This window comes from Plantibacter sp. lyk4-40-MEA-4, assembly GCF_030209415.1.
In the GTDB taxonomy this organism is placed as follows: Bacteria; Actinomycetota; Actinomycetes; order Actinomycetales; family Microbacteriaceae; genus Plantibacter; species Plantibacter flavus_A.
Map to the genome: position 1 here is coordinate 204560 of NZ_JARVSA010000011.1, position 21494 is coordinate 226053.

26 protein-coding genes are annotated in these 21494 nt (G+C 69.5%); 15 read left to right on the forward strand and 11 right to left on the reverse strand.

From position 1 onward, the window contains the following. Nucleotides 1-28: 28 nt before the first annotated feature. Nucleotides 29-457: a winged helix-turn-helix transcriptional regulator gene (locus QRN44_RS17980; RefSeq protein WP_285039917.1), complete on the reverse strand. Its 429-nt coding sequence runs from the start codon at nucleotides 455-457 to the stop codon at nucleotides 29-31. 110 nt (nucleotides 458-567) lie between these two features. Here QRN44_RS17980 and QRN44_RS17985 point away from each other — a divergent pair, with 110 nt between their 5' ends. Both QRN44_RS17985 and QRN44_RS17990 read left to right on the forward strand, forming a co-directional pair. Further along, nucleotides 568-1443 (forward strand): oxidoreductase, encoded by an 876-nt coding sequence (locus QRN44_RS17985; RefSeq protein ID WP_285039918.1) that lies wholly within the window; start codon nucleotides 568-570, stop codon nucleotides 1441-1443. A gap of 90 nt (nucleotides 1444-1533) precedes the next feature. Beyond that, nucleotides 1534-2169 (forward strand): LysE family translocator, encoded by a 636-nt coding sequence (locus QRN44_RS17990; RefSeq protein WP_064295645.1) that lies wholly within the window; start codon nucleotides 1534-1536, stop codon nucleotides 2167-2169. Nucleotides 2170-2227: 58 nt separating this feature from the next. On the opposite strand, the gene QRN44_RS17995 is transcribed toward QRN44_RS17990, so the two are convergent. The 5 genes from QRN44_RS17995 to QRN44_RS18015 all read right to left on the reverse strand — a co-directional run bounded on the left by QRN44_RS17995 (nucleotide 2228) and on the right by QRN44_RS18015 (nucleotide 9450). Further along, nucleotides 2228-5059 carry an FAD-binding and (Fe-S)-binding domain-containing protein gene (locus QRN44_RS17995; protein ID WP_285039920.1) on the reverse strand — a complete coding sequence of 944 codons (2832 nt, stop codon included), beginning with the start codon at nucleotides 5057-5059 and terminating at the stop codon, nucleotides 2228-2230. Nucleotides 5060-5178: 119 nt separating this feature from the next. Beyond that, nucleotides 5179-5964, reverse strand: coding sequence for a glucosamine-6-phosphate deaminase (gene nagB / locus QRN44_RS18000; RefSeq protein ID WP_285039921.1), 786 nt, complete (start codon nucleotides 5962-5964; stop codon nucleotides 5179-5181). Between the two features lie 19 nt (nucleotides 5965-5983). After that, on the reverse strand, nucleotides 5984-6880 hold the full coding sequence (murQ, locus tag QRN44_RS18005; RefSeq protein WP_285039922.1) for an N-acetylmuramic acid 6-phosphate etherase: 897 nt from the start codon (nucleotides 6878-6880) through the stop codon (nucleotides 5984-5986). Nucleotides 6881-6967: 87 nt separating this feature from the next. Then, a complete protein-coding gene (locus tag QRN44_RS18010; protein ID WP_285039924.1) occupies nucleotides 6968-8131 on the reverse strand; it encodes an anhydro-N-acetylmuramic acid kinase in 1164 nt (387 codons plus the stop codon). Continuing rightward, a complete protein-coding gene (locus tag QRN44_RS18015) occupies nucleotides 8128-9450 on the reverse strand; it encodes an MFS transporter (RefSeq protein WP_064295641.1) in 1323 nt (440 codons plus the stop codon). The genes QRN44_RS18010 and QRN44_RS18015 overlap by 4 nt, the downstream gene beginning before the upstream one ends. Before the next feature lie 202 nt (nucleotides 9451-9652). On the opposite strand from QRN44_RS18015, the gene QRN44_RS18020 reads away from it, so the two are divergent. Beyond that, complete coding sequence (locus tag QRN44_RS18020) at nucleotides 9653-10543, forward strand: MurR/RpiR family transcriptional regulator (protein ID WP_071262092.1); 891 nt, start codon at nucleotides 9653-9655, stop codon at nucleotides 10541-10543. A gap of 54 nt (nucleotides 10544-10597) precedes the next feature. Here the strand turns inward: QRN44_RS18020 and QRN44_RS18025 are convergent, their stop codons facing one another. Further along, nucleotides 10598-11389: an SDR family NAD(P)-dependent oxidoreductase gene (locus tag QRN44_RS18025; protein ID WP_285039927.1), complete on the reverse strand. Its 792-nt coding sequence runs from the start codon at nucleotides 11387-11389 to the stop codon at nucleotides 10598-10600. 96 nt (nucleotides 11390-11485) lie between these two features. Between QRN44_RS18025 and QRN44_RS18030 the strand changes: the two genes are divergently transcribed. Beyond that, nucleotides 11486-11974 (forward strand): MarR family winged helix-turn-helix transcriptional regulator, encoded by a 489-nt coding sequence (locus QRN44_RS18030; protein ID WP_285039929.1) that lies wholly within the window; start codon nucleotides 11486-11488, stop codon nucleotides 11972-11974. Between the two features lie 53 nt (nucleotides 11975-12027). After that, entirely contained in the window at nucleotides 12028-12432 is a 405-nt protein-coding gene (locus QRN44_RS18035) for a VOC family protein (protein ID WP_285039931.1), read from the forward strand. Here QRN44_RS18035 and QRN44_RS18040 read toward each other — a convergent pair. Further along, on the reverse strand, nucleotides 12387-12896 hold the full coding sequence (locus tag QRN44_RS18040) for a hypothetical protein (RefSeq protein ID WP_285039933.1): 510 nt from the start codon (nucleotides 12894-12896) through the stop codon (nucleotides 12387-12389). The two genes, QRN44_RS18035 and QRN44_RS18040, sit on opposite strands and share 46 nt — an antisense overlap. 143 nt (nucleotides 12897-13039) lie before the next feature. Further along, entirely contained in the window at nucleotides 13040-13513 is a 474-nt protein-coding gene (locus QRN44_RS18045) for a GNAT family N-acetyltransferase (protein ID WP_121289381.1), read from the reverse strand. 121 nt (nucleotides 13514-13634) lie between these two features. On the opposite strand from QRN44_RS18045, the gene QRN44_RS18050 reads away from it, so the two are divergent. From QRN44_RS18050 to yidC, 6 genes are all read left to right on the forward strand, one after another. After that, entirely contained in the window at nucleotides 13635-14192 is a 558-nt protein-coding gene (locus tag QRN44_RS18050; RefSeq protein WP_285039934.1) for a dihydrofolate reductase family protein, read from the forward strand. Between the two features lie 84 nt (nucleotides 14193-14276). Beyond that, the gene (locus tag QRN44_RS18055) at nucleotides 14277-14660 is read left to right on the forward strand and encodes a cupin domain-containing protein (RefSeq protein WP_064295627.1); all 384 of its coding nucleotides are present in this window, start codon (nucleotides 14277-14279) and stop codon (nucleotides 14658-14660) included. Nucleotides 14661-14701: 41 nt separating this feature from the next. After that, nucleotides 14702-15280: an NUDIX domain-containing protein gene (locus QRN44_RS18060; protein WP_285039936.1), complete on the forward strand. Its 579-nt coding sequence runs from the start codon at nucleotides 14702-14704 to the stop codon at nucleotides 15278-15280. A gap of 59 nt (nucleotides 15281-15339) precedes the next feature. Continuing rightward, nucleotides 15340-15798 (forward strand): NUDIX hydrolase, encoded by a 459-nt coding sequence (locus tag QRN44_RS18065; protein ID WP_285039937.1) that lies wholly within the window; start codon nucleotides 15340-15342, stop codon nucleotides 15796-15798. Nucleotides 15799-15830: 32 nt separating this feature from the next. After that, nucleotides 15831-16145: a DUF6412 domain-containing protein gene (locus QRN44_RS18070; RefSeq protein WP_138945628.1), complete on the forward strand. Its 315-nt coding sequence runs from the start codon at nucleotides 15831-15833 to the stop codon at nucleotides 16143-16145. A gap of 60 nt (nucleotides 16146-16205) precedes the next feature. Further along, a complete protein-coding gene (yidC, locus tag QRN44_RS18075) occupies nucleotides 16206-16976 on the forward strand; it encodes a membrane protein insertase YidC (protein WP_285039939.1) in 771 nt (256 codons plus the stop codon). 81 nt (nucleotides 16977-17057) lie between these two features. Here yidC and QRN44_RS18080 read toward each other — a convergent pair whose 3' ends face one another. Beyond that, the gene (locus tag QRN44_RS18080) at nucleotides 17058-18128 is read right to left on the reverse strand and encodes a S41 family peptidase (protein ID WP_285039941.1); all 1071 of its coding nucleotides are present in this window, start codon (nucleotides 18126-18128) and stop codon (nucleotides 17058-17060) included. Between the two features lie 124 nt (nucleotides 18129-18252). Between QRN44_RS18080 and QRN44_RS18085 the strand changes: the two genes are divergently transcribed. Then, the gene (locus QRN44_RS18085) at nucleotides 18253-18648 is read left to right on the forward strand and encodes an SRPBCC family protein (RefSeq protein ID WP_285039943.1); all 396 of its coding nucleotides are present in this window, start codon (nucleotides 18253-18255) and stop codon (nucleotides 18646-18648) included. 76 nt (nucleotides 18649-18724) lie between these two features. Continuing rightward, nucleotides 18725-18976, forward strand: coding sequence for a hypothetical protein (locus QRN44_RS18090; RefSeq protein WP_064295621.1), 252 nt, complete (start codon nucleotides 18725-18727; stop codon nucleotides 18974-18976). A gap of 113 nt (nucleotides 18977-19089) precedes the next feature. Here QRN44_RS18090 and QRN44_RS18095 read toward each other — a convergent pair whose 3' ends face one another. After that, nucleotides 19090-20139 carry an SDR family oxidoreductase gene (locus tag QRN44_RS18095; RefSeq protein ID WP_285039946.1) on the reverse strand — a complete coding sequence of 350 codons (1050 nt, stop codon included), beginning with the start codon at nucleotides 20137-20139 and terminating at the stop codon, nucleotides 19090-19092. A gap of 85 nt (nucleotides 20140-20224) precedes the next feature. Here QRN44_RS18095 and QRN44_RS18100 point away from each other — a divergent pair, with 85 nt between their 5' ends. Together QRN44_RS18100 and QRN44_RS18105 are read left to right on the forward strand one after the other, a co-directional pair. Then, nucleotides 20225-20539, forward strand: a complete 315-nt coding sequence (locus QRN44_RS18100; RefSeq protein WP_285039948.1) for an ArsR/SmtB family transcription factor — start codon at nucleotides 20225-20227, stop codon at nucleotides 20537-20539. 99 nt (nucleotides 20540-20638) lie between these two features. Next, complete coding sequence (locus QRN44_RS18105) at nucleotides 20639-21247, forward strand: DUF3887 domain-containing protein (protein WP_285039950.1); 609 nt, start codon at nucleotides 20639-20641, stop codon at nucleotides 21245-21247. Nucleotides 21248-21494: the final 247 nt, after the last annotated feature.

Here is a 21494-nt window from a genome sequence, read left to right on the forward strand (position 1 = left end):
TCCGGTCGAATCGTCCGAGGCTCGCGATTCACTGGGGCCTGGCAGCGTCGAACCGCGCTTGGTGCGCCGAGACCTCGTCGCGGTGCAGCTCGGACCACGCCTTGAGCTGCCGGACGGTCTCATGGAGTGAGAGCCCGAGGTCGGTCAGGTCGTAGGTCACGGTCACGGGAACCGTCGCGGTCGCCGTCCGGCTGATGAGCCCGTCGCGTTCCAACGACTTCAGGGTCTGCGACAGCATCTTCGGACTCACACCCGCGAGCGTCCGCGCCAGCTCGGAGTACCGCATCGGTCGCGGCTCGCCGTCGCAGTCCGGACCGCTCCCGAGCGCCGACAGCACGAGAGCCACCCACTTCCCGGACACCTGCGCGAGGAGCTGCTGGCTCGGACAGGCGGCGAGGAACGCGTTGTACTGCGTCTTCGCCGCAGCCCGCTGATCTGCCGCGGTGATGGTGGCCATGGTCTCGCTTTCGGTATCAACGCACTTTCAGGTAACTCCTTCCGAAAGGGTAGCGCCTCGCCCAGAGTGGATGACGACACTTCGGCCGACACCCACCGGAAGGCACATCGATGAACCCGACCACCCTGGAACTCCCCGGCGGCACCTGGACCCTGGGCGACCACACGGTCTCCCGCTTCGGCTACGGCGCCATGCAACTCGCCGGCCCATGGGTGGTCGGCCCGCCGAAAGACCATGACGCGGCTCTCGCCGTCCTCCGCGAAGCGGCCGGCGTCGGCATCACCCACATCGACACCGCGGAGACCTATGGGCCCCGCGTCGTCAACGAACTCATCCGCGAGGCCCTGCACCCGTATCCCGCGGAACTGCTCATCGCGACGAAGGCGGGCGGACGCCGTGACGCGCAGGGCGGCTGGCCTGCAGCGCGGAAGCCCGATGAGCTCAAAGCGCAGATCGACGACAATCTCGAGACGCTCGGTGTCGACGTCCTCGACCTCGTCCATCTCCGCCTGGGTGATGCGAACGGACCAGTTCCCGAGCCGGTCACGGAAGCCTTCGAGACCCTGGTCGACCTGCAGCGACAGGGACTCATCCGTCACCTCGGCGTGAGCAACGCCACCGCCGAGCAGGTGGAGGAAGCGCAGGCGATCGCGCCGATCGTGTCGGTGCAGAACTCGTACAACCTGGCCAACCGAGGGGACGACGCGCTCATCGACCGACTCGCCGGCGAAGGGATCGCTTACATCCCGTTCTTCCCCCTCGGTGGGTTCAGCCCGCTGCAGTCCGACGCGCTCACCGCGGTCGCAGCTCGACTCAACGCTTCGCCGATGTCCGTCGCGTTGGCGTGGCTGCTGCAGCGCTCACCCAACATCTTGCTGATCCCGGGCACGTCATCCGTGGCCCATCTCCGCGAGAACTTCGCGGGCGCCGCGCTCACGCTCGCCGAAGCGGACCTCGCCGAGCTGGACCGGATCGCCGCGCCCTGATCGAGTGGATGAGTGGCGACCGACCGGTGCCGGTTCTCGCCCCCGCTTCGTCAGATCAGGAGGAACGCGTCGATAGAGTGGGAGTCCGTGATGCCTCCCGCGGAAACCCTCTGGTCGTTCGCCCTGGTCGTCGGTCTGTTGACGATCACCCCTGGGCTGGACACGGCCCTCGTCCTGCGCACCGCCGCCTTCACCGGCAAGCGGCGCGCCTGGGGCGTGATCGCCGGTATCCAAGTCGGCACGCTCGTCTGGGGCGCCCTCACCGCGATCGGGGTGACAGCGCTGTTGACCGCGTCTGAGGTCGCGTACGACGCACTTCGCCTCGCGGGTGCCGCCTACCTGGTCTGGATCGGTGGGCGCATGGTGTGGACGGCGCTGCGGAGCAAGCGGTCGATCGCGCCTGACGCTCGGGACACCGAATCGTCGGGCGGCGTGGTGTCGGGCTTCGTCCAGGGGCTGACGACCAATCTGTTGAACCCGAAGATGGGCGCGTTCTACCTCGCCCTGCTGCCCCAGTTCATTCCGTCGCATGCACCGCAACTCGCTTGGGGCATGGCGCTCACCAGCGTCCACGTCATCCTCGGATCGGTGTGGCTCACGACGCTCGTCCTGACCGCCCAGGTATTCCGCCAGTGGCTCAATCGACGAGCGGTCGCCACGACGCTCGACGTCGTCGCCGGCACCGCGATCACCGGGTTCGGCATCCGTCTCGCCGTGGCGCGCTGAGCACGGGCAGTCGAGGGCGTCGACTCGGGATCAGAACGGCAGCGGGGCGCGGTGTCTCCTAGGCCGGGCCGGACGACGCGGCGTCGAGCAGCTCGAGCACGTGGCGGTAGTCCTCGCCCGTGGCACGGGTCATCCCGAGCTCGCAGGTGCGGTTGCACGACGCGTGCGCATCGGCACCGAGGGCGGCGACCTCGGCGGCCTCGGCTTTCGTCGCGGACGCCGTCAGCTCGGGGTGCAGCATGCCGCGGTCGCCGGCGAAGGCGCAGCAGCCCCAGTCGTCCGGGACGTGCACGCGCTCGGCCACGGCTTCGCCGATCCGCACGAGATCCGGGTCGAGGCCCATCTGCCGTGAGGAGCAGGTCGGGTGCAGGACGAGTTGCTCGATCTGCGCTGAGACGTCGACCCGAGGCAGGATCTCCCGGGCGGCGAAGGCCACCGCGTCCTCGACGACCACGCCGCTCTCGCTGAGGAGCTTCGCGAAGCCCTCGGTGCAGCTCGACGCGTCGCTGACGACCACCAGGCCGCTGTCGGCCACGGCCGCTCGAATGCGTTCGACCGTGCGCTGCTCGTTCACCGCAGCGCCGGACGCGAAGCCCTTCGACGACCACGGGGTGCCGCAACAGATCGACTCGACGCCGTCGGGCACGATCATGCTCAGGCCCGCCCGTTCGAGCAGTCGGGTGAAAGCGCCCATGACGCCGTCCCCGCCGTCCGCCGCGCCGAACATGCTGTTCACGCACGCCGGGACGTAGATGCCGACGGTCGGGCCCTCAGCGGCACCCACCGTCCGACCGAGTGCCTTCCGCGAGCGTCCGCCGCCCGGCAGATCTCCTGAGTACTTCGGCACGGTGTCGGTACCGAGCACGGCCCTGGCCACGTCGGTCACCGCACCGACCACCGGAGCCGGCAGGAGCTTCGCGCCGGAGAGTGCGACCGAACCGATCCGCGTGACCGGCCCCCAACCGGTGGCGGCCGCCTTCCAACCCGCGGCGGCGACCGGAGCCGCCTCCGTGCGCCGGATGCGCTTGACCAGCGCGCCCGTGTTGATCTGGACCGGGCACGCGGTCTGACACATCCCGTCGACGGCACAGGTCTGCACGCCGGCGTAGTCGTAGTCGTCCGCGAGCTCCTCGGCGAGGGCGATGTCCCCGCGGGCGCGAGCGGACTCCTCGGCACGGCGGACGACGATGCGCTGCCGCGGCGTCAGCGTCAGGTCGCGACTCGGGCAGACGGGTTCGCAGTACCCGCACTCCACGCAGCGATCGACCTCCTCCTCGACCGTCGGCTGGAGCTTGATCCCCTGGAGGTGCGCCTTGGGATCCTCGTCGATCAGCACGCCGGGGTTCATCACCCCGGCCGGGTCGACCAACCGCTTCAGCTCGAGCATCACCCCGTACAGCTCATCGCCGTACTGCCGGCGGACGTACGGTGCCATGGCGCGACCCGTGCCGTGCTCGGCCTTCAGGTTGCCGCCCGCGTCGAGGACGAGGTCGACCATCTGCTCGGTGAAGCCGTTGAACCGGCCGAGCGCGGCGTCGCCCTCGAACCGGTCGGTCAGCATGAAGTGGATGTTGCCGTCCTTCGCGTGGCCGAAGATGACCGAGTCGCGATAGGCGTGCTGCACGAAGAGCTCCTGCAGGCTCGCGCAGGTGTCTGCGAGGGCGGCGGTCGGGACGACGATGTCCTCGAGGAGGGCCGTGGTGCCGGAGGGGCGCGCTCCCGCGACCGAGGCGTAGAGACCCTTGCGGAGCGCCCAGGCGCGCGACCGCTGGGACGCGTCGCTCGAGAACACCACCGGCGCGTGCACGTCCAGACCGTTCAGGAGCACGCCGCCCGCCGTCGCGCGGTCCCGGAGCTCGACGGCGTCCTCGGAGCGGTACTCGACGAGGAGTGCCGCGTGATCCTGCGGCGTGACCCCTTGGATCTCCGCCGGGCTGCCGGGGAGCCGCTGCCCGACCGTCAGGGACGTGGCGTCCATGAGCTCGAGCGTGGCGGCTCCGGACGCGACCAACTCGGGCAGCGCGCGCGTCGCCGCGTCGAGGGAGGGGAACACGGCCAGTGCCGTCGACACCAGCGGGAGGACGGGGACGGTGCGGAAGGTCGCCTCGGCGACGAAGGCCAGCGTGCCTTCCGAGCCGATGATGAGGTGCTGCAGGACGTCCACGGGCGATTCGAAGTCCAGGAACGCGTTGATCCCGTACCCCATGGTGTTCTTCAGGGAGAACTGGCGCTCGATGGACGCGACCGACGCCGGATCCGATCGCACGCGGCGCTGCAGGCGCTCGATGCCCTCGGCGAGCTCCGGTTCCGCTTCGTGGAGCTGCCGGTCGGCCGTCGGGTCGGCCGTGTCGATCGTGGTGCCGGACGGGAGGACGAACACCATCGACTCCAGCGTCCGATAGGTGTTCTCGTCGATCCCGCAGGCCATACCGCTGGAGTTGTTCGCGATCACACCGCCGATCGTGCACGCCACCTCGCTCGCCGGGTCCGGGCCGAGCCGGTAGCCGAGTCGGGTGAGTCGCGCGTTGACCTGCGCCACCGTCGCACCCGGCTGCACCCGGACGCGCTTGCCGTCGTCGAGCACCTCGATGGTCTTGAACCGCTGCCTGGTGTCGACGATGATGCCGGAACCTGACGCCTGGCCGGACAGGCTGGTGCCACCCGACCGGAACGTGACGGGTGCGGCGGACCGCGTCGCCGCCCGGAGGATCGCTGCGACCTCGGCAGCGCTCTCCGCGATGACGACCGCCTCCGGCGTCAGCAGGTAGTGCGATGCATCCCCGGCGTAGGCGGCCAGGTCGATCGCCCTGGTGCGGATGCGCGTGGGATCGCCCACGGCTCCGCCGATGGCTTCGGTGATGCGGGATGGGGCGGTGGTCGGGTGTGCCACGAGGCTTCCTTCTCGAATGCGGGCGTCAGCGGGGTGCAGGGGAGCGGGGTGCTGGGTTGCGGCTGCGGTGGCCGGACGCCTCAGAGGACGGGGGCGTCGTCGGCCATCGCCCGGCCGATTCATTCGAAGCGTTGCCAGTCCGGCCGGTTGTCGTAGGTGTAGCGATAGTAGTCCGACAACCGCAGCCCTGATGCCGCCGCTTCGTCGATGACGACGGTCGCGTGCTCGTGCAACTGGAGCGCCGACCCGGGGACGAACGCGCTGAGCGGTCCTTCGACGGCGGCCGCGACGGCGTCGGCCTTTCCAGCACCCTGGGCGACCAGCACGAGTTCGCGCGCCTCGAGGATGGTCCCGAGCCCCTGCGTCATGCAGTGGGTCGGTACCTGGTCGGGCGAGTCGAAGAAGCGGGCGTTGTCCTGTCGGGTCTTCGGCGCGAGGGTCTTGATGCGCGTGCGTGACGCGAACGACGACGTCGGCTCGTTGAATCCGATGTGTCCGTTCGACCCGATGCCGAGGATCTGCACGTCGATGCCGCCGGCCTCGGCGATGGCCCGGTCGTACTCCTTCGCGGCGGCCGCGAGGTCTGCGGCGCGACCGTCCGGGACACGGACGCGCGAGGGTTCGAAGCCGAGCGGGGCGACGACCTCGCGCGTGATCACGCTGGCGTACGACTCGGGGTGGTCGGCCGGGATGCCCACGTACTCGTCCAGCGCGAAGCCGCGCGCTTCGGTGAACGACAGCGAGTCCTCCTGCACGCGACGGGCCAGCTCCTTGTAGATGCCCTGCGGGCTGGACCCGGTCGCCAGGCCGATGACGGCCTGGGGCCGTCCGGCGACGATCGACGCGATCTTCGCGCCGGCGACGCGACCGACCTCGGCGGCGTCGGGAAGGATGATGATCTCCACGGTGTCCTTTCGTTCCTGCTCAGGCGCTCGCCGCGGCCACGGCCGAGCGGACGTCGCCGTCGTGCGATTCGAGCAGCCGGGCGGCCGTCGCCGCGTCCACATCGGCGAGCAGCATGACGACGGCGGTCTTGGCGTGTGCGCCGGCCTGCTCCAGGGCGGCGTCGGCGATCGACCGCTCGACACCGGTGGCGTCCGCGACGATCCGCTGCGCGCGGTCGACGAGCTTCTCGTTGGTCGGCTTCACGTCGACCATGAGATTGGAGAAGACCTTGCCCGAGCGCACCATGGACGCGGTGGACAGCATGTTGCAGACGAGCTTCTGCGCGGTGCCGGCCTTCAGCCGGGTCGAACCGGTGAGCGCCTCAGGGCCGGTCATCACCTCGATGGCGATGTCCGCCTCGGCGCTGATCCGGGCGTTCCGGTTGCAGGACACCGCGATCGTCCCCGCGCCCAGATGGCGTGCGTAGCGCAGGCCGCCGATGACGTACGGGGTGCGACCACTGGCCGCGAGACCGACGACGACGTCCGTGGGGAGGAGGTCGGCCGCGATGAGTTCCGAGGCGCCGAGCTCGATGTCGTCCTCGGCGCCCTCGACGGCGACGACGAAGGCGTGCTCGCCCCCGGCGATGAGCCCCAGGACCTCGGAGGGATCGGTGCCGAAGGTCGGCGGGCACTCGACCGCGTCGAGCAGTCCGATCCGGCCGCTCGTCCCCGCACCGAGGTAGACGAGTCGCCCACCCTGCCGGCGAGCCTCCGTGATGCGTTCCACGGCGCGCGCGATGCTCGGCAGTTCCGCTCGGACCGCGTCGGCGACGAGTCGGTCCTCGTCGTTGATCACCTCGAGCAGCCGGAGCGTGTCCAGCGTGTCGAGGTCGACCGTGCGCGGGTTGCGTCCCTCGGTGGAGAGCGCTGCCAAGGTACTCGATGCTTCAGGCACGAACGGCCCTCCGTTCTGGGTCGGACGGGCTGACGCCGTCGTGGTGGTCCGTGGGGCTGTCGTCGGTCATGCTTCGAACCGCAGCGAGCGAGGCGGCCCGTCGAGCGTCCGCGCGGGGAGCGAGCGTCCCGGGACGATCGCACCCAGGACGCTGCCGTGTGAGGCGCCGGTGGCCGAGGGGAGGGATCCGGCCTGGCCGTTCACCGTCAGGAAGCCGAGGACGGCGAAGGCGAGCGCCTCCTTCGCGTCGGAGGGGAGGCCCGCGTCGTCGCTGCTGACGACGTCGGCCTCGGGGAGTGCGGCCCGGATGCGCGCGACGAGCTGAGGATTGCGCACCCCTCCGCCGGCGAGGATGACGCGCTCCACCCCACGGACGGCGTCGGCTACGGTCCGTGCGGTCAGCTCGGTGAGGGTCGCGACGAGGTCCTCGATCGGAAGCGTCGGACGGCCGGCGAGCTGCTCGCGGAGGTAGTCGAGGTGGAACAGTTCCTTGCCCGTCGACTTCGGGGCGGGGCGCTGGTAGTACGGCTCGCGCAGGAGGAGGTCGAGCGTCTCCTCGTCGACGGTGCCACGCGCGGCGAGCTCGCCGTCGGCGTCGAACTGCCGGGCGCCGCCGGTGTGCTCGGCGACGACGGCGTCGATGAGCGCGTTCGCCGGTCCGCTGTCGAAGGCGATCGGGTCGTGGCCCGGCCGCACGATGGTGGCGTTGGCGATGCCGCCGAGGTTGACGGCCGCAGCGGTCTCGCCACCCAGCCAGAGCGCGTCGATCATGCTCACGAGCGGAGCGCCCTGCCCACCGGCCGCGACGTCACGCGAACGCAGGTCGGCGACGACGGTGCAGCCCGTGCGTTCGGCGATCCAGGCCGGCTGGCCGAGCTGGAGCGTGCCCTCGACCCGGCCGCCCTCCACCCAGTGGTACATCGTCTGGCCGTGGGAGACGATCAGGTCGGCCTCCCCGCCGCAGAGTTCTTCGACCGCTCGGACCGCGAGATCGGCGAAGGCCTGCCCGATCCGCGTGTCCAACCGGCAGACGTCGTCGACAGTGGTGGTCGCCGGCGGCAGGGCTGCGGTGATAGCGGCTCGCAGTTCCGGGTCGTACCCGGCGGTGATCATCCCGAGCGGGCGGACGACGAGGGTGTCGCCGTCCACGCCGATCTCGGCTGCGGCGGCGTCGATCGCGTCGTGCGAGGTGCCGGACATGAGGCCGATGACGCGCATCGGGCGGCTCACTTGCGCAGCTCCGCCCGGTGGGCGTTCCCGCGGAGCGTGCCGATGGCGATCGCGCTCACCAGGCAGGTCGCCATCACGTAGTAGGCCGGGACGTCGACGTTACCGGTCGAGGCGATCAGCGAGGTGATGATGAGGCCGGCGCTGCCCGAGAAGACGGCGTTCGAGATCGAGTAGGACAGTCCGAGACCGGTGTATCGCACGGAGGTGGGGAACATCTCGGCGAGCATGGCGGGGCCCGGGCCTGCGATCAGGCCGACGACCGCTCCGGCGACGAACACGGCGAGGCCGTGGACACCGACGCCGAGGTCCGGGTTCTGCAGCACGTTGAGCAGGGGCAGCGCCAGGATCACGATGAGACCGGTGCCGGTGAGCATCACCCAACGCCGACCGATCCTGTCGGACAGCCAGCCGGCCGGGAGGATCGTCGCGGCGAAGCCGGCGTTCGCGAGCACCGTGGAGATCAGCGCCTCCTGGAAGGACGCGTTGAGGCTGCTCTGGAGGTAGGAGGGCATGACGACGAGGAAGGTGTACCCGGCGGCGGACCAGCCCATCAGGCGGCCGATCCCCAGGAGGATCGCCTTGGCGGTCTCTGCGGCACCCGCGCGGACGACCGGCTCGGCGACCTTGGTGGTGTCGGCGGTGGCAACCTTCTGGAACTCCGGCGTCTCCTCGAGCTTCAAGCGGAGGAACAGGGCGACCGCGCCGAGGGGGATGGCGAGCAGGAAGGCGATCCGCCAGCCCCACGCCGCCAGATCGGCTTCGGACAGCAGGGATGCCAGCAGCGCGACGGTGCCGGCGCCGCCGAGGAGTCCGAGTGCGACCGTGAACGACTGCCACGATCCGTAGAAGCCACGCTTCCCGGCCGGGGCGAACTCGGTCATGACCGAGACGGCGCCGCCGAACTCACCGCCGGCGGAGAGGCCCTGCAGGATGCGCACGATCGTGAGCAGGATGGGCGCCGCGACGCCGATCGAGGCGTACGTCGGGAGGATGCCGATGAGGGCGGTCGCCCCGGACATCATGACCAGGACGAGGATGAGCGTCGGTTTGCGGCCGATCCGGTCGCCGATGCGGCCGAAGAGCGCAGCCCCGACCGGGCGGAAGAAGAAGGCGATCGCGAAGGACGCGTAGGTCGCGATGAGCGACTCGATACCGGTCTGTTGGCCGTCGCTGAAGAACTGTGCGGCGAGGATCGTGGCGAGGAACCCGTAGATCCCGAACTCGTACCACTCGATGAAGTTGCCGACGCTGCCGGCGACGATGGCCCGGCGTCGGGCAGTGCTGCTGATCACGTCGCTGCGTGGTGTGGAGCTGGTCACGGGACCTCCCTTGGTTCCTGGATCGTGCATGCCGGCAGTACCCGCGGTACTCCGCTATACGTGTCGGCCAGTCCGCACCTGAGGAGGGCACCGGTCGCGAGTCGTTGCAACAAACATACACAGTTTGACGCTGGATGGTAATTTCCATACATCCCGCCGGTGGGTGCCGACGGTACAGTGTTCACGGTCGAGAGGAGCACCGATGGGAGCCGACGTCCACCGGACATCACGAGCGGTGTCCACCGAGGTGCGCGCCCGCCTCGACGAACTCCGCCCCTCCGAGCGGCGGATCGCCGAATCGCTGCTCGCCGACCCGGGCGCCTTCGCGACGCGGTCGGTCGCCGAGATCGCCGAGGAGGCCTCGACATCGACGACGACGGTCGTGCGCTTCACGCGCAAGATCGGCTACGACCGCTTCAAGGACTTCCGCCACGACCTGACCGAGGAGAACCTCCGCGAGCGGCTCGCGCTCGCCGGGACCAATGTGCAGTCGCCCGACATCGTCGCCGGCGACAGCCTCGACGACATCGTCGCGAAAGTCGCCGCGAACGAATCCCTCTCGATCGCCGACACCGCTCAGGCCCTCGACACGGCAGCCCTCACGCGTGCGGTCGCCGCGGTCGCCGGCGCTCGCCGGGTCGACATCTTCGGTGTCGGGGCGAGCTCGATCGTCGCCGTCGACCTGCAGCGGAAACTCTCGCGGATCGGACGGGTGGCGCTCGAATGGCCCGACCCGCATGCCGCCTGGACCGCCGCGGCGATCCTCGACGAGCAGGCGGTCGCCGTCGCGATCTCGCACTCCGGCGCGACCGCGGACACCGTCGACTATCTCCGGCTCGCGGCCCGCTCCGGCGCGACGACCATCGCGATCACGAACCACGCGGAGTCGACCCTGGCGACCAGCGCGGACATCGTCCTCCAGACGTCCGCGCGGGAGACGGCGTTCCGCTCGGGAGCGCTCGGGAGTCGGATCGCGCAGCTGATGGTCGTCGACTGCCTCTTCATCGGCGTCGCCCAGGTCGACTCCGAGTCGTCCATCGGTGCGCTGCAGCGGACCTTCGACGCGGTACGGGAGCGTCGCTCCTCCGAGTGACGAGGGCGCCGGTATCCGATAGTGCCGCCGCCAGCCCCGTCGCAACCGGCCGGGCTAGAGCATCCCGGTCAGCACTCCGCCGTCCGCGCGGAGGGCCGCACCGTTCGTCGCCGACGCCAGTGGGCTCGCGAGGTAGGCCGCAAGCGCGGCGATCTCCTCGGGCTCGATGAAGCGTTCGAGCAGGGTGGTGGTGTTGCGACCGATGATCGAGGCCTTCACGGCGTCGACAGGCGCGGCCTGGTCGGCGGCGATCGACGCGATCGTCGTGGCGACGCCGTCCGAGTAGGTCGGGCCGCCGAGGATCGTGTTGACTGTCACGGCGGTGCCGCGGGTCCGCTTCGCGAGTCCGTTGCCGAGGGCGACCATCGCCGCCTTCGTGACGCCGTAGTGGATCATGTCGGCGGGGATGTTCACACCGGACTCGCTGCTGATGAAGAGGATGCGCCCCCAGCCGCGATCCAACATGCCTGGCAGGGCGTGCCGGGACAGCCGGACGCCGCTCATCAGGTTGACCTCGAGGATGTGGGCCCAGTCGTCGTCCGAGATGGATTCGAACTGCGCGAGACCGAACCGGCCCACGTTGTTCACCAGGATGTCGACGGCGGCGAGGTCGCCGAGCAATCGCTCGACGGAGGCCGGATCGGCGAAGTCCGCGACGATCCCGTCGTGGCCGACGTCGGGGTGCGTGCGCCGAAGTGCGGTGACCGCATCATGCACCGCCTGCTCGGAGCGCCCGTTCACGATGACCCGTGCACCCTCCGCGGCGAGCGTCCGGGCGATGGCTGCGCCGATCCCGCCGGTCGATCCGCTGATGAAGGCCGTCTTGCCTCGGAGTTGTAGGTCCATGTCATCTCCCTCTGTCGGCGATGCGCCGATTCACTTGCTCAGGAAAGTCACCATAGGTCGGCTCACTTGCTCAAGCAAGTCGAATAGGCTTGCCCCATGACCGATCCCGCCGAACGTCCCGGCCTCAGCGGTGATCGGCTTGCAGCCTGGGCGTCCGTCGCCACCCTGCTCGAGCGACTCCCCGCCGCCCTCGACGCCCAGCTGCAGCGCGACAGCGGGCTGAGCCACTACGAGCACGGGCTGCTCTTCGCGCTCGACACCGCCCAGGACCGCGCGCTCAGGATGAGCACCCTCGCCGGGTACGCGAGCAGCACGCTCTCCCGGCTCTCCCGCGCGATCTCGCGACTGGAGAAGCACGGCTGGGTGCGGCGTGAGGTCGACCCGAGCGACGGTCGGTTCACGCTCGCGGTGCTCACCGACGACGGGCACGCTCACGTCGCGCGGTCCACGCCCGCGCACCACGCCCTGGTCGAGGAGCTCGTCTTCGGCTCGCTCACCCAGGCGCAGGTGCGGCAACTGGCCGAGATCAGCGCGAAGATCGCGACGACGATCGACCCGACCGTGCCATGGGCGCCGTCCGAGTGAACCTCGGAAGAACGTCCTTGTGGACCCGCTCACGCCGGGCGTAGCTTGACCGCATGAGCCTCTTCATCACGTGTCCGGTCGAGAGCGTCGAACGCGCGACCGCCTTCTACGACGCCCTCGGCTGGACCCGCAACGCCGCGATGTCCACCGACCAGGTGTCCTGCTTCGAGATCGCGCCCGAGCAGTACGTCATGCTCGGCAGCCGGGAGATGTACGCGAGCGTCGGCGGCACTGAGGAGCTGATCGGTGGACCCGACACGCCCTCGAAGGTCACGGTCTCGTTCGACCTCGGGAGCCGCGAGGCGGTCGACGAGCTCGTCGAGCGCGCTGGGGCCGCGGGTGGACGGATCGGCGAGACCGACGACTACCCCTTCATGTACCAGCGCCAATTCGACGACCCCGACGGGTACCACTACTCGCCGTTCTGGATGAAGCCCGACGCCGAGCCGACCGACTGAGCGACCTCGCCGCGACACGGCACGGCGAGCAGGTCGCCGGGCGCGAGGTCGCGGGGGAGTGGCACGCGCTGCTCGATTCCGGCCTCGCTGCCGATGCGGAACGGCACCGTGTGCGTCGTCGACGCTCGCCCGATGAGCCGGAGTTCCGACCAGCACGGTTCGACGTCTGAGAGGCAGGCCTCGAGGGTGAGGTGATGGCCGTCCTCGTCGAAGATCGCCGTGTTCACGCGGACGACGACCACGGAGGTGCGTGCGGCGGGGGACGGGCACCCGCCCGTGCCGGGGATCACCGCTGCCGCCGAATGGACGCACGGGGTTCCGCACTGTTCGACCAGGCGCAGCATCGGAACGTCGTCGACGATCACGTCCGTGGTGCTGAGGTGGGTGTGTGCCGGCCAGCGGTCGGGGGCGAACGGGTCCGGGATGCTGCGGCGGAGTGAAGGCAGGATCGTCGTGAGGGTCATGACCTCCGGTCTACGCCTCACCGTCTGCCCGAGCGATCGCCCTCACGGGATCCATACGTCGATCCCCGGAACCCCGACGGTCTCCTCACGTTCCGCTCGGGCGAGCGGAGCCATCAGGCCTCGACCATGGCTTGCATCTGCTGTCAGAGCTCGCGCGCGAACGACACCGTCGTGGTGGTGCGTCCGGTCTCCGCCAGTCCCGCCTTCAGGAGCACCCGCTGTGATGCGACGTTCGTGACGTCGGTTTCAGCGGCCGCCCGTTCGGCGCCGTGCGCTGCGGCGAACGACAGCGCGCCGACGACCGCTTCCGTCGCGAGTCCGACCCCGCGAGCGGCGGGAACGAGACCATAGCCGAACTCGACGCGACCGTCGCTGTCCGGCGGCCCGAAGAAGCCGAGTCCACCGACGGCCGAACCGTCGGCATCACGGATGAGGTACATCGTGAAGATCGGGTCGCTGACGGTCGATTCCGCAAGACCGCGGAGCGGGCCGAGCTCATCGGCGAAGGGGTACTCCGGGTGCCAGGCGTCACCGTCACGCTCGTCGCGTTCGACGATGCGTCGCGCGAGCGCCGGTGAGATCGGTTCGAGGGTGGTTCGTTCGGTGCGGATGATCATCGACGCCAGTCTGGCAGGGCGACGAGACACCTGTGATCGACATCCGATCAGCGACGTGGTTCGCTGGCCAGACGGGTTCCCAGCGTCGGGAGGCCGTCGATCCGTGAGGGAGCGCAGTGCGATGAGACCACTCCGATACTCGATCAACGTGACACTCGACGGGTGCTGTCATCACGAGGCGGGACTCCTGCCGGATGGGGAGTCGATGCAGTACTGGACCGAGCAGCTGGCGCGGGCGGACGCCCTCCTGTTCGGCAGGGTGACCTACGAGATGATGGAGTCCGCCTGGCGGAGGCCGGCCTCCGGCACCTGGCCGGACTGGGTCGAGCCGTGGCAGGTCCCCTTCGCGGAGACCATCGACCGGGCGGAGAAGTGCGTGGTCTCGAGCACGTTGAGTGATCCCGACTGGAACGCGGAGTTGGTCCGTGGCGACCTCGAGGAGGAGGTCCGGCGGCTCAAGGAGGAACCGGGCGAGGGCCTGTGGGTGGGTGGGGTGACGCTGCCGCTCGCGCTGGCGGACCTGGGACTGATCGACGAGTACGAGTTCCTCGTGCAGCCGGTGCTTACCGGACGCGGCCCGACCCTGCTCGCCGGGCTGCGCGAGCGCATCGAGCTCGAACTCGTGGACCGCCGGGAGCTCCGCTCGGGCGCGGTCGCCATGCGATACCGACCCGTCTGACGTCGTCGCCAGATCGCCCATGCTCGATGCCCCTGCTGAAGAGGGACGTCCGCATACGCACTCCAGCCGGGAGAGGATGGACACATGAACGCTCTCCACGGAATCGACATCGCCGCCGAACTCCGACAGGTCGAGGCCCATTGGACGCCTCGAGTGGTCGGGCGGGTCAACGATCAATACGTGAAGGTCGCGAAGCTCCTCGGCCAGTTGGTCTGGCACGACCACGCGAACGAGGACGAGATGTTCCTCGTCGTCTCCGGCACGCTCCGTATCCAGCTCCCCGACGATGAGGAGGTCGTGCTCACGCCGGGCCAGTTCTTCGTCGTGCCGCGGGGCGTGCAGCACAATCCCATCGCCGACGAGGAGGTCGAGATCGTCTTGATCGAGACCGTCACGACTGCGCACACCGGCGACGTGATCGTCGAGGGCACGGTGCCCGTCGAGCGCCAGCTGGGCGACTTCCGCTGACGACCTGACCGCCGGCCGCCGCTCGACCGTAGGGTGGGCGGATGCCTGTTGCGGATGAATCGCATTGGACCACCTTCGGAAGGACGACGGTCCACCGGGGCCGGGTCACCTTGGTCGATCACGAGGTCCGATTGCCGGACGGGTCGCGGTCGGAGTACCTCGTCGACGAGAGCGTCCCCTTCTCCGTCGCCTCGCTGATCATCGACGGCGACGACGTGCTCCTCGCCCGGCAGTACCGATACCCGCTCGACCGCTGGATCCACGACCTGCCGGGTGGTGCCGGTCGAACGGACGAAGCCCCGCTCGAGGCCGCCCGGCGCGAGCTCGAAGAGGAACTCGGCATCGTTCCGGACGATCTCCGACCGCTGCACACCTTCTTCATGAACCCGGGGCGGGCGTCCTGGCCGACTCACCTGTTCGTCTCGACTCGAGGCATCCGTGACGGCCTGGCAGACCGATCGGATCCCGCGGAGCAGGTGCGGCTCGTGCGGATCCCGCTGCCCGAGCTCGACGCACTGATCGCCACCGGGACGATCGTCGACCCGCCCCTCATCGTCGCCCGAGCCGTGGCGGCGGCCCAGGGTGTCCTCCCACCACTCGGAGTGGCCAGCGAGTTATGACCTCGTTGCGCACGTCGTCCGGGGATGGCCTGCTCCCTGGGTTCAGGTACGCTCGCGGCGTGAACGAAGACGAGACGCTCGTCCACGTGACGCATGACGCGCCGTGGCTGCCTCCTGGAGGCCGGGCCGAGGTGGTCCGCCGGACGACACCACCCCGGCCGATGTCGGTCGTGCGCCTGCTCCTGCGCGACTCCGATCGGGTGTTCTGCGTGCCGAGGCAGGGCACAGGTCGGCTCGATCTGCCGATGCTCGACGCTGCATCCGCTGATGCCGACGGCACGGCTGCCGTTCGCGAACTGGCGCAGCGCATCACCGGCGAGCACCCGCCCATGCAGTTCGTCGGCGCCGTGCGCAACGTCGTCGAAGCGCCGAATGACGGATACGAGTGGCCGGCCCCGCTCGCCCACTTCGGCGTGTGGGCTTCGGACGCGGCCCCGATCACTGACGGCACGTGGGTGCGTCTCGACGACGACGAGCTTCAGCTGCGCGACCGACACTGGTACCCGTTGGTGAACTGAGTCGACTTCGAGGGAGCTGCTAGCGTCGGAGCATGGTCGGTCTGCTCGAACTCGTGGCGCGGACGTTCGCGCTGCTGGGAGCAGGGGGCAGCGGCAACGTCGTGATCCCCGCCCTCATGGTGTTCGGGTTCATCGGGGCCGTTTCCGCGGCGGCTGTCCTCATCGCCGTCATCCTGCAGGTGCGGGTGACGCTCCGGCCACGCACCGGTCCGGTCGAGCTGCGCGAGGTCGAGAACCTGCGCGTGCTGGTCACGCACAACAACCCCGACGCACCGGGGCACGTCCGGTCGCGAGCACCCGGGAGCGCGATCGTGACCGTCAGAACGGCCGGCTTCAGCGTGCAGTAGCGCCCCGGTGGTCCGTGACGGTCGAACGATCCTCTTCCGTTCTCGATCGAAGGACCACTCATGGACCTCTCCACCATCCCGTTCGTCTCCACCATCCTCGACGGCCTCGCCGGGTTCGTCGCAGCCACCGGCGCCGCCCTCGAACCGTTCACCGGCTCGTGGGCGCCGCTCTTCGCCATCGTCGTCCTCACTGTGCTGGTGCGCCTACTCCTGCTCCCGGTCGGTGTCTCACAGGTCCGCGCCGAACGCACCAGGCGCCGCCTCGCCCCGGAACTCGCAGGCCTGCGGAAGCGCTACGCCGGACGCCCCGAGGAGCTGAATCGCGCGCTCGTCGAGCTCTACCAGCGGCACGGTACCTCTCCCGTGGCCGGCTGTCTGCCGCTCCTGGCGCAGGCGCCCGTGGTCTCTGCCGTGTACGCGCTGTTCGTCCACCAGGACATCGCCGGTCATGCCAACGCGCTGCTCGCAGCCGTGGTCGGGGGCGTCCCGCTCGGCTCGAACCTGTTCCAGCTGATCGGCACCACGGTCACCGCCGTCTGGCCGTTCCTCGTCGTCCTGCTCCTGTTGGGACTGGCGATCGAGCTGACGCGGCGGGCGAGCGTGCGATGGACGGCGGTCCCTCAGGAATCTGTTGAGGCACGGACACCCGTTCCCGCCGGCACCGCCGCAATCGGTCCCGTCATGCGCTGGCTCCCGTTCCTGTCGGTCGGCTTCGCGACGATCGTCCCGTTCGCAGCGGCCGTCTACCTCGCGACGAGCGCCCTGTGGACGGTCGCGGAGCGGGCGATCCTCCGCCGTGTGATCCGCGACCCCTACGCACCCGCTGTCTGAGTACGTCTCGCCGAGCGAGCTCGAACTGCTCTTCTGGAGCGATTCGGCGAGCAGAACGAGCTCTCTCGGCGGTCGCGTCGTTCAGCCGAGCGTGGCCAGCCACTCGCTGATCGCCGCAGGGAGTTGCGCGAAGTCCTCGACGGTGGTGTCGGGCTCGATCGGCACGCCGTAGCGCTTGCCGGTGCGATCGGCGTCGACGGCCACGGTCAGATTGACGACCGCGCCGTCGTAGAGGTGGACCGGCTGGTTCGCCGTGCTGAAACCGTAGCTGGGTTGCCCGAACACTCGCACGTCCGACTGCCCGATGAAGGCGATCGCGACCGCCTCCGCGGAGCTACCGGTCATCCCGTTGATGACCACGGCGATCGGCCCGTGCACCTTCGGCTGCGGTGTCATCGCCGCACCCTGTCGTGTGCCGTCGGAGGAGACGGTCCCGCCGTCCACGGATACTACCGTGGACCCGTCGACGGACTCGAAGGTCTCGACGGTCCCGTCATCGAGCAGCGGTGCCACGGCGGCAAGCATGGGCCACACGTTGCCGCCGTGGTTGTCCCGCAGGTCCACCACCCACGCTGAGGTGTCGGGCGCGGCGGCGGCGATCGCGTCGACGGCCGTATCGATGTACCGCTGGCCGAAGGAGTCCTCTCCGGAGCCGCCGCCGATGAGCGTCGGAAGGCGGACTGTCGTCACGCCGTCAGCGCTCGTGACGGTGGGGAGTTCGTTCTCCGCCTTCGATCCCGACGTCGGTCCGAACAGTTCGGCCGCGGTCGCGGGATCGTTGAAGGTGGTGTGCGGGCCGCCCAGCTCGGCCGAAGCCTTCGTGAGCGGTCCGTAGGTGTCGGCATAGTCGGAGGCGTCGGCGACTTCGGACAGGACCCGACTCCGCACTTCGGCGTAGCGGTCCGGTGTCGCCTCGACACCCCGGCGCATGGCGTCCAGTGCGACCTCGGCGTAGGTCTGGGGCGACGGCGGAACGAGGTAGATCCCGTAGGACCGCAAGAGCGGTGCGGCGGCGAAGGACCCACCGACGACCAAGGCCAGGAGGGAGGCTACGACGATGCCTGCGATCAAGCCACGTCGACGCCGACGATGACGCCGTTCCGCCGAGGCCGGTGGTGACGGGGCCGAGCGATCGCTGGTGTTCCGGGGCATGCCTCCAGGCTACGAACCATCGACGGTCGAATCGTCAGTCTGCAGCACGATCCCGCTCGCGGAGCATCATTCGCAGGCGGGACGTGGCTGATGGATGACACACCGAGGTGGCAGGATGCCGTCCATGAGAAGTCGCCACGTGAGCCGGGTCATCCACGCGTCGCCGGATGCCGTCTACGAGTACGCGTCGGACGTCGACAACCTCCCGCGGTGGGCGGCCGGTCTCGCGCAGGCCGAGGTGGTCCGTGAGGGTGACTCGCTGTTCGTCGAGTCGCCGATGGGTCGGGTGGAGGTCCGGTTCGTCGAGCGCAACCGCTTCGGCGTCCTCGACCACGACGTCACCCTGCCGTCGGGGACCGTCGTGACCAACCCGGTCCGCGTGTTGGCCCATCCGGAGGGCGCCGAGGTGGTCTTCACGGTCCGACAGATCGAGCTGGACGACGACGCGTTCGCGCGGGATGTCGCCATGGTCGAGGCGGACCTCGAACGCCTCGATCGTCGGCTCACCGGGCATGAGTGATCGGCACCCGTTTGACCTGGCCGCGGTCTCGTCGGTTGGTGGGCCGTCGCTCCGGACCTCGCGATAGCGTCCTCCCATGGACTCGCTCGTGCAGCAACGGCTCGCCTTCGAACGTGAGCGCACCGTCGGCTGGGTGATGATCACGGTCGGTCTGCTCTTCGTGGTCGGCTCCGTCTGGTTCGCAGCCGCAGGCGCCCCGCTCAGCTGGGCGATGGCGGTGTTCTGGACCGTCTGGGCGTGCTTCGGCATCCGGCGGGTAGTGGCTTCGCGTCGGACGCAGCAGGCGTTCGAGCGGGAACACGGCGCTACCGCCGGCATTCGTCGATGAAGCAGGGCGTCGCCGTCCAGCTCACCGGTGGGCCGGTGTTCGGGCTCGAGGGGGGCGCCTCCTCCTCTCGATCCCCTCGACATCGCCTTCGAGCAGTAGCCGGGCTCCGACGCTTACGGGATGAGTCGTTGCTCCCGCAGGTCCTGGAAGATGCGGAGGAACATCGCCTCGGTCTCGACGTACTCGTAGAAGCCGGCCCGGCGGGACTTCGAGGTGTCGGCGATGACGTCGTAGTCCCACGCGAAGACGAAGTCGCCGAACGCCCACGACGACACCTCGGCGTAGCTGGTGGGCGCGAGGCCGTGCCGCTCGACCATCGCGTTCCACAGGGCTTCCTTGTCGGCCATCACCTCGGAGAGGCTCATCTCGAGTGGCGGTGCGACGTCGAGGTCGAAGAAAGCGGCGATCTTCGGCCACATCGACGACCACCGGAACAGGTCGCCGTTCGTGATGTTGAACGCCTCGTTGCGGGCGTGCTCCGTGGTCGCCGCCCACACCGTGGCCTTCGCGAGGAGGTCGGCGTCCGTCATCTCGATCAGGCTCGTGTAGGCGCCGGGCTTGCCGGGAAAGCGTAACGGGATGCCGAGCTCCTTGCTCATGGACGCGTAGACGGCGATGACCATCGCCAGGTTCATCGGGTTGCCGAGGCCGATCCCGGCCACGACCGACGGTCGCAACGCCGACCACGACCAGCTGGCCCCGGTTTGGCGGCGCTCGAGGAACTGCTGCTGGTCGACGTTGAACTCCGGTGGCATGTGCGGCGGGTCGGACTCCTTCGCCGGTGTGGCGAAGGGCCCCAGGTGTGCGCCATAGACCTTGTAGCCCTGCATCAGACTGATGTGTTCGAGGCCCGGCGCGACGGGTTCGACGGCGTCGACGACGTTGGTGAGCATCGCGAGGTTCGGCGCGACGAGCTCGGCCCAGCTGGGGCGATCCTGGTACGCGGCGTAGAACAGGTGCGTCACCTCCGACAGTCCGCGCAACCGGCGGATGGTCGCGTCGCGGTCGAGCAGGTCCACCGCGAGGTGCCTGACGGATCCCCGGTCGGTGCCGCCGCGGCGGGACAACCCGACCACGTCCCAGCCGAGCCCCTCGAGGTGGGTGATCAGGTTCCCGCCGATCACCCCGCGGGCGCCGACCACCAGTGCTGTGTGCTGCGTCATGACATCTCCATCGTTAGATTGCGATTTACCGATCCATAGTGTTGCACAACATCGTGGAATCGCGATATTGCGATATGGTTGAGATATGACGAACGCTGGCGAGTTGGACCTGGTGGCGATCTTCAAGGCGCTCGGACATCCGACTCGCCTCGCGATCCTGGGGTGGTTGAAGGATCCGGAGTCGTTCCCGCCGCAGGATCAGCCGGCGGCCGAGGTCGGCGTGTGCCTCAAGCACATCCAGGCGAGGGCTGAGGTGTCGCAGTCGACCGCCTCGCAGTTCATGGCCACGCTCCAGCGCGCCGGCCTCGTGACGTGCACCCGGATCGGCCAGTGGTCGCATTACCAGCGCGACGAGGCTGCGATCGAAGCGCTCGGTCGGCAGGTGTCGCTGGCCGTTTAGTCCTTCGCCTCGACTCGCCCTCCAGGGTGGCTTAGGTGTCTGAGTGGCGAAGGTGGGCAGGGGCTGTACACCGCCCGCTTGTAAACGTATGGTTTACACATGCAAGACAAATTGACGGAAGCGCTCGCGGAGCTGATGGCGCGCAGTGACCGGCTCCTCATGGCTCCGGTCCTCGGCGACCCGGCGGATCCGACCCGCCTGGTGCTCGGGGCGCTCGGTGTCCGCGAAAGCGCTGAACGCGTCGTCATCGCGGCGGTGCAGCAGGCCCGCCGCGACGGAATCAGCTGGCAGGCCATCGGCGACGCCCTCGGCGTCACCAGGCAGGCGGCGTTCCAGCGCTACGGCAAGCCCGTCGACCCACGAACAGGAGCTCCCATGAACACCACCCCGCTTTCCGACGCCACAACCCTCGCCGTGACGGTGATCGACGACCTCGCCGCCGGTCGGTGGGAGGACGTGACGGCGCGATTCGACCCCACGATGCGCGACGGCTTGCCCGCGACCGCGCTGGCCGCGGCCTGGGCGCAGATCGCCGGGCTCGCGGGTTCCTACGAGTCCCACGCCGAGCCCCAGGCGTCGCGGGCCGCAGACATCACCGTCACGAACACCCCGCTCGCCTTCGAGGCCGGCGACTACGTCGCGCGCATCGCGTTCCGCGACGATCGGACGATCGCCGGCCTGCACATCCTCGACGCGGCGTCCGCATGACTCGCCGCGGCGGTCGCCGCGGCCTCGTCGACGTCACCATGGAGGGCGACGAGGTCGTCGTCACCACGCGCGGGTGGTGGGCCTTCCTCAGCCTGCGCCGTCGGATCCGGCTTCCTCGCGAGGCCGTCCGTTCGGCTCACGTCTCCGGAGACCCGACGGCGGAGGTCCCGGTCACGTGGAGGTCCGGTGGCACCGGGACCTTCATGATCCGCGCCGGGTACTGGCGAGGTTCCGGCGTGCGCTCCTG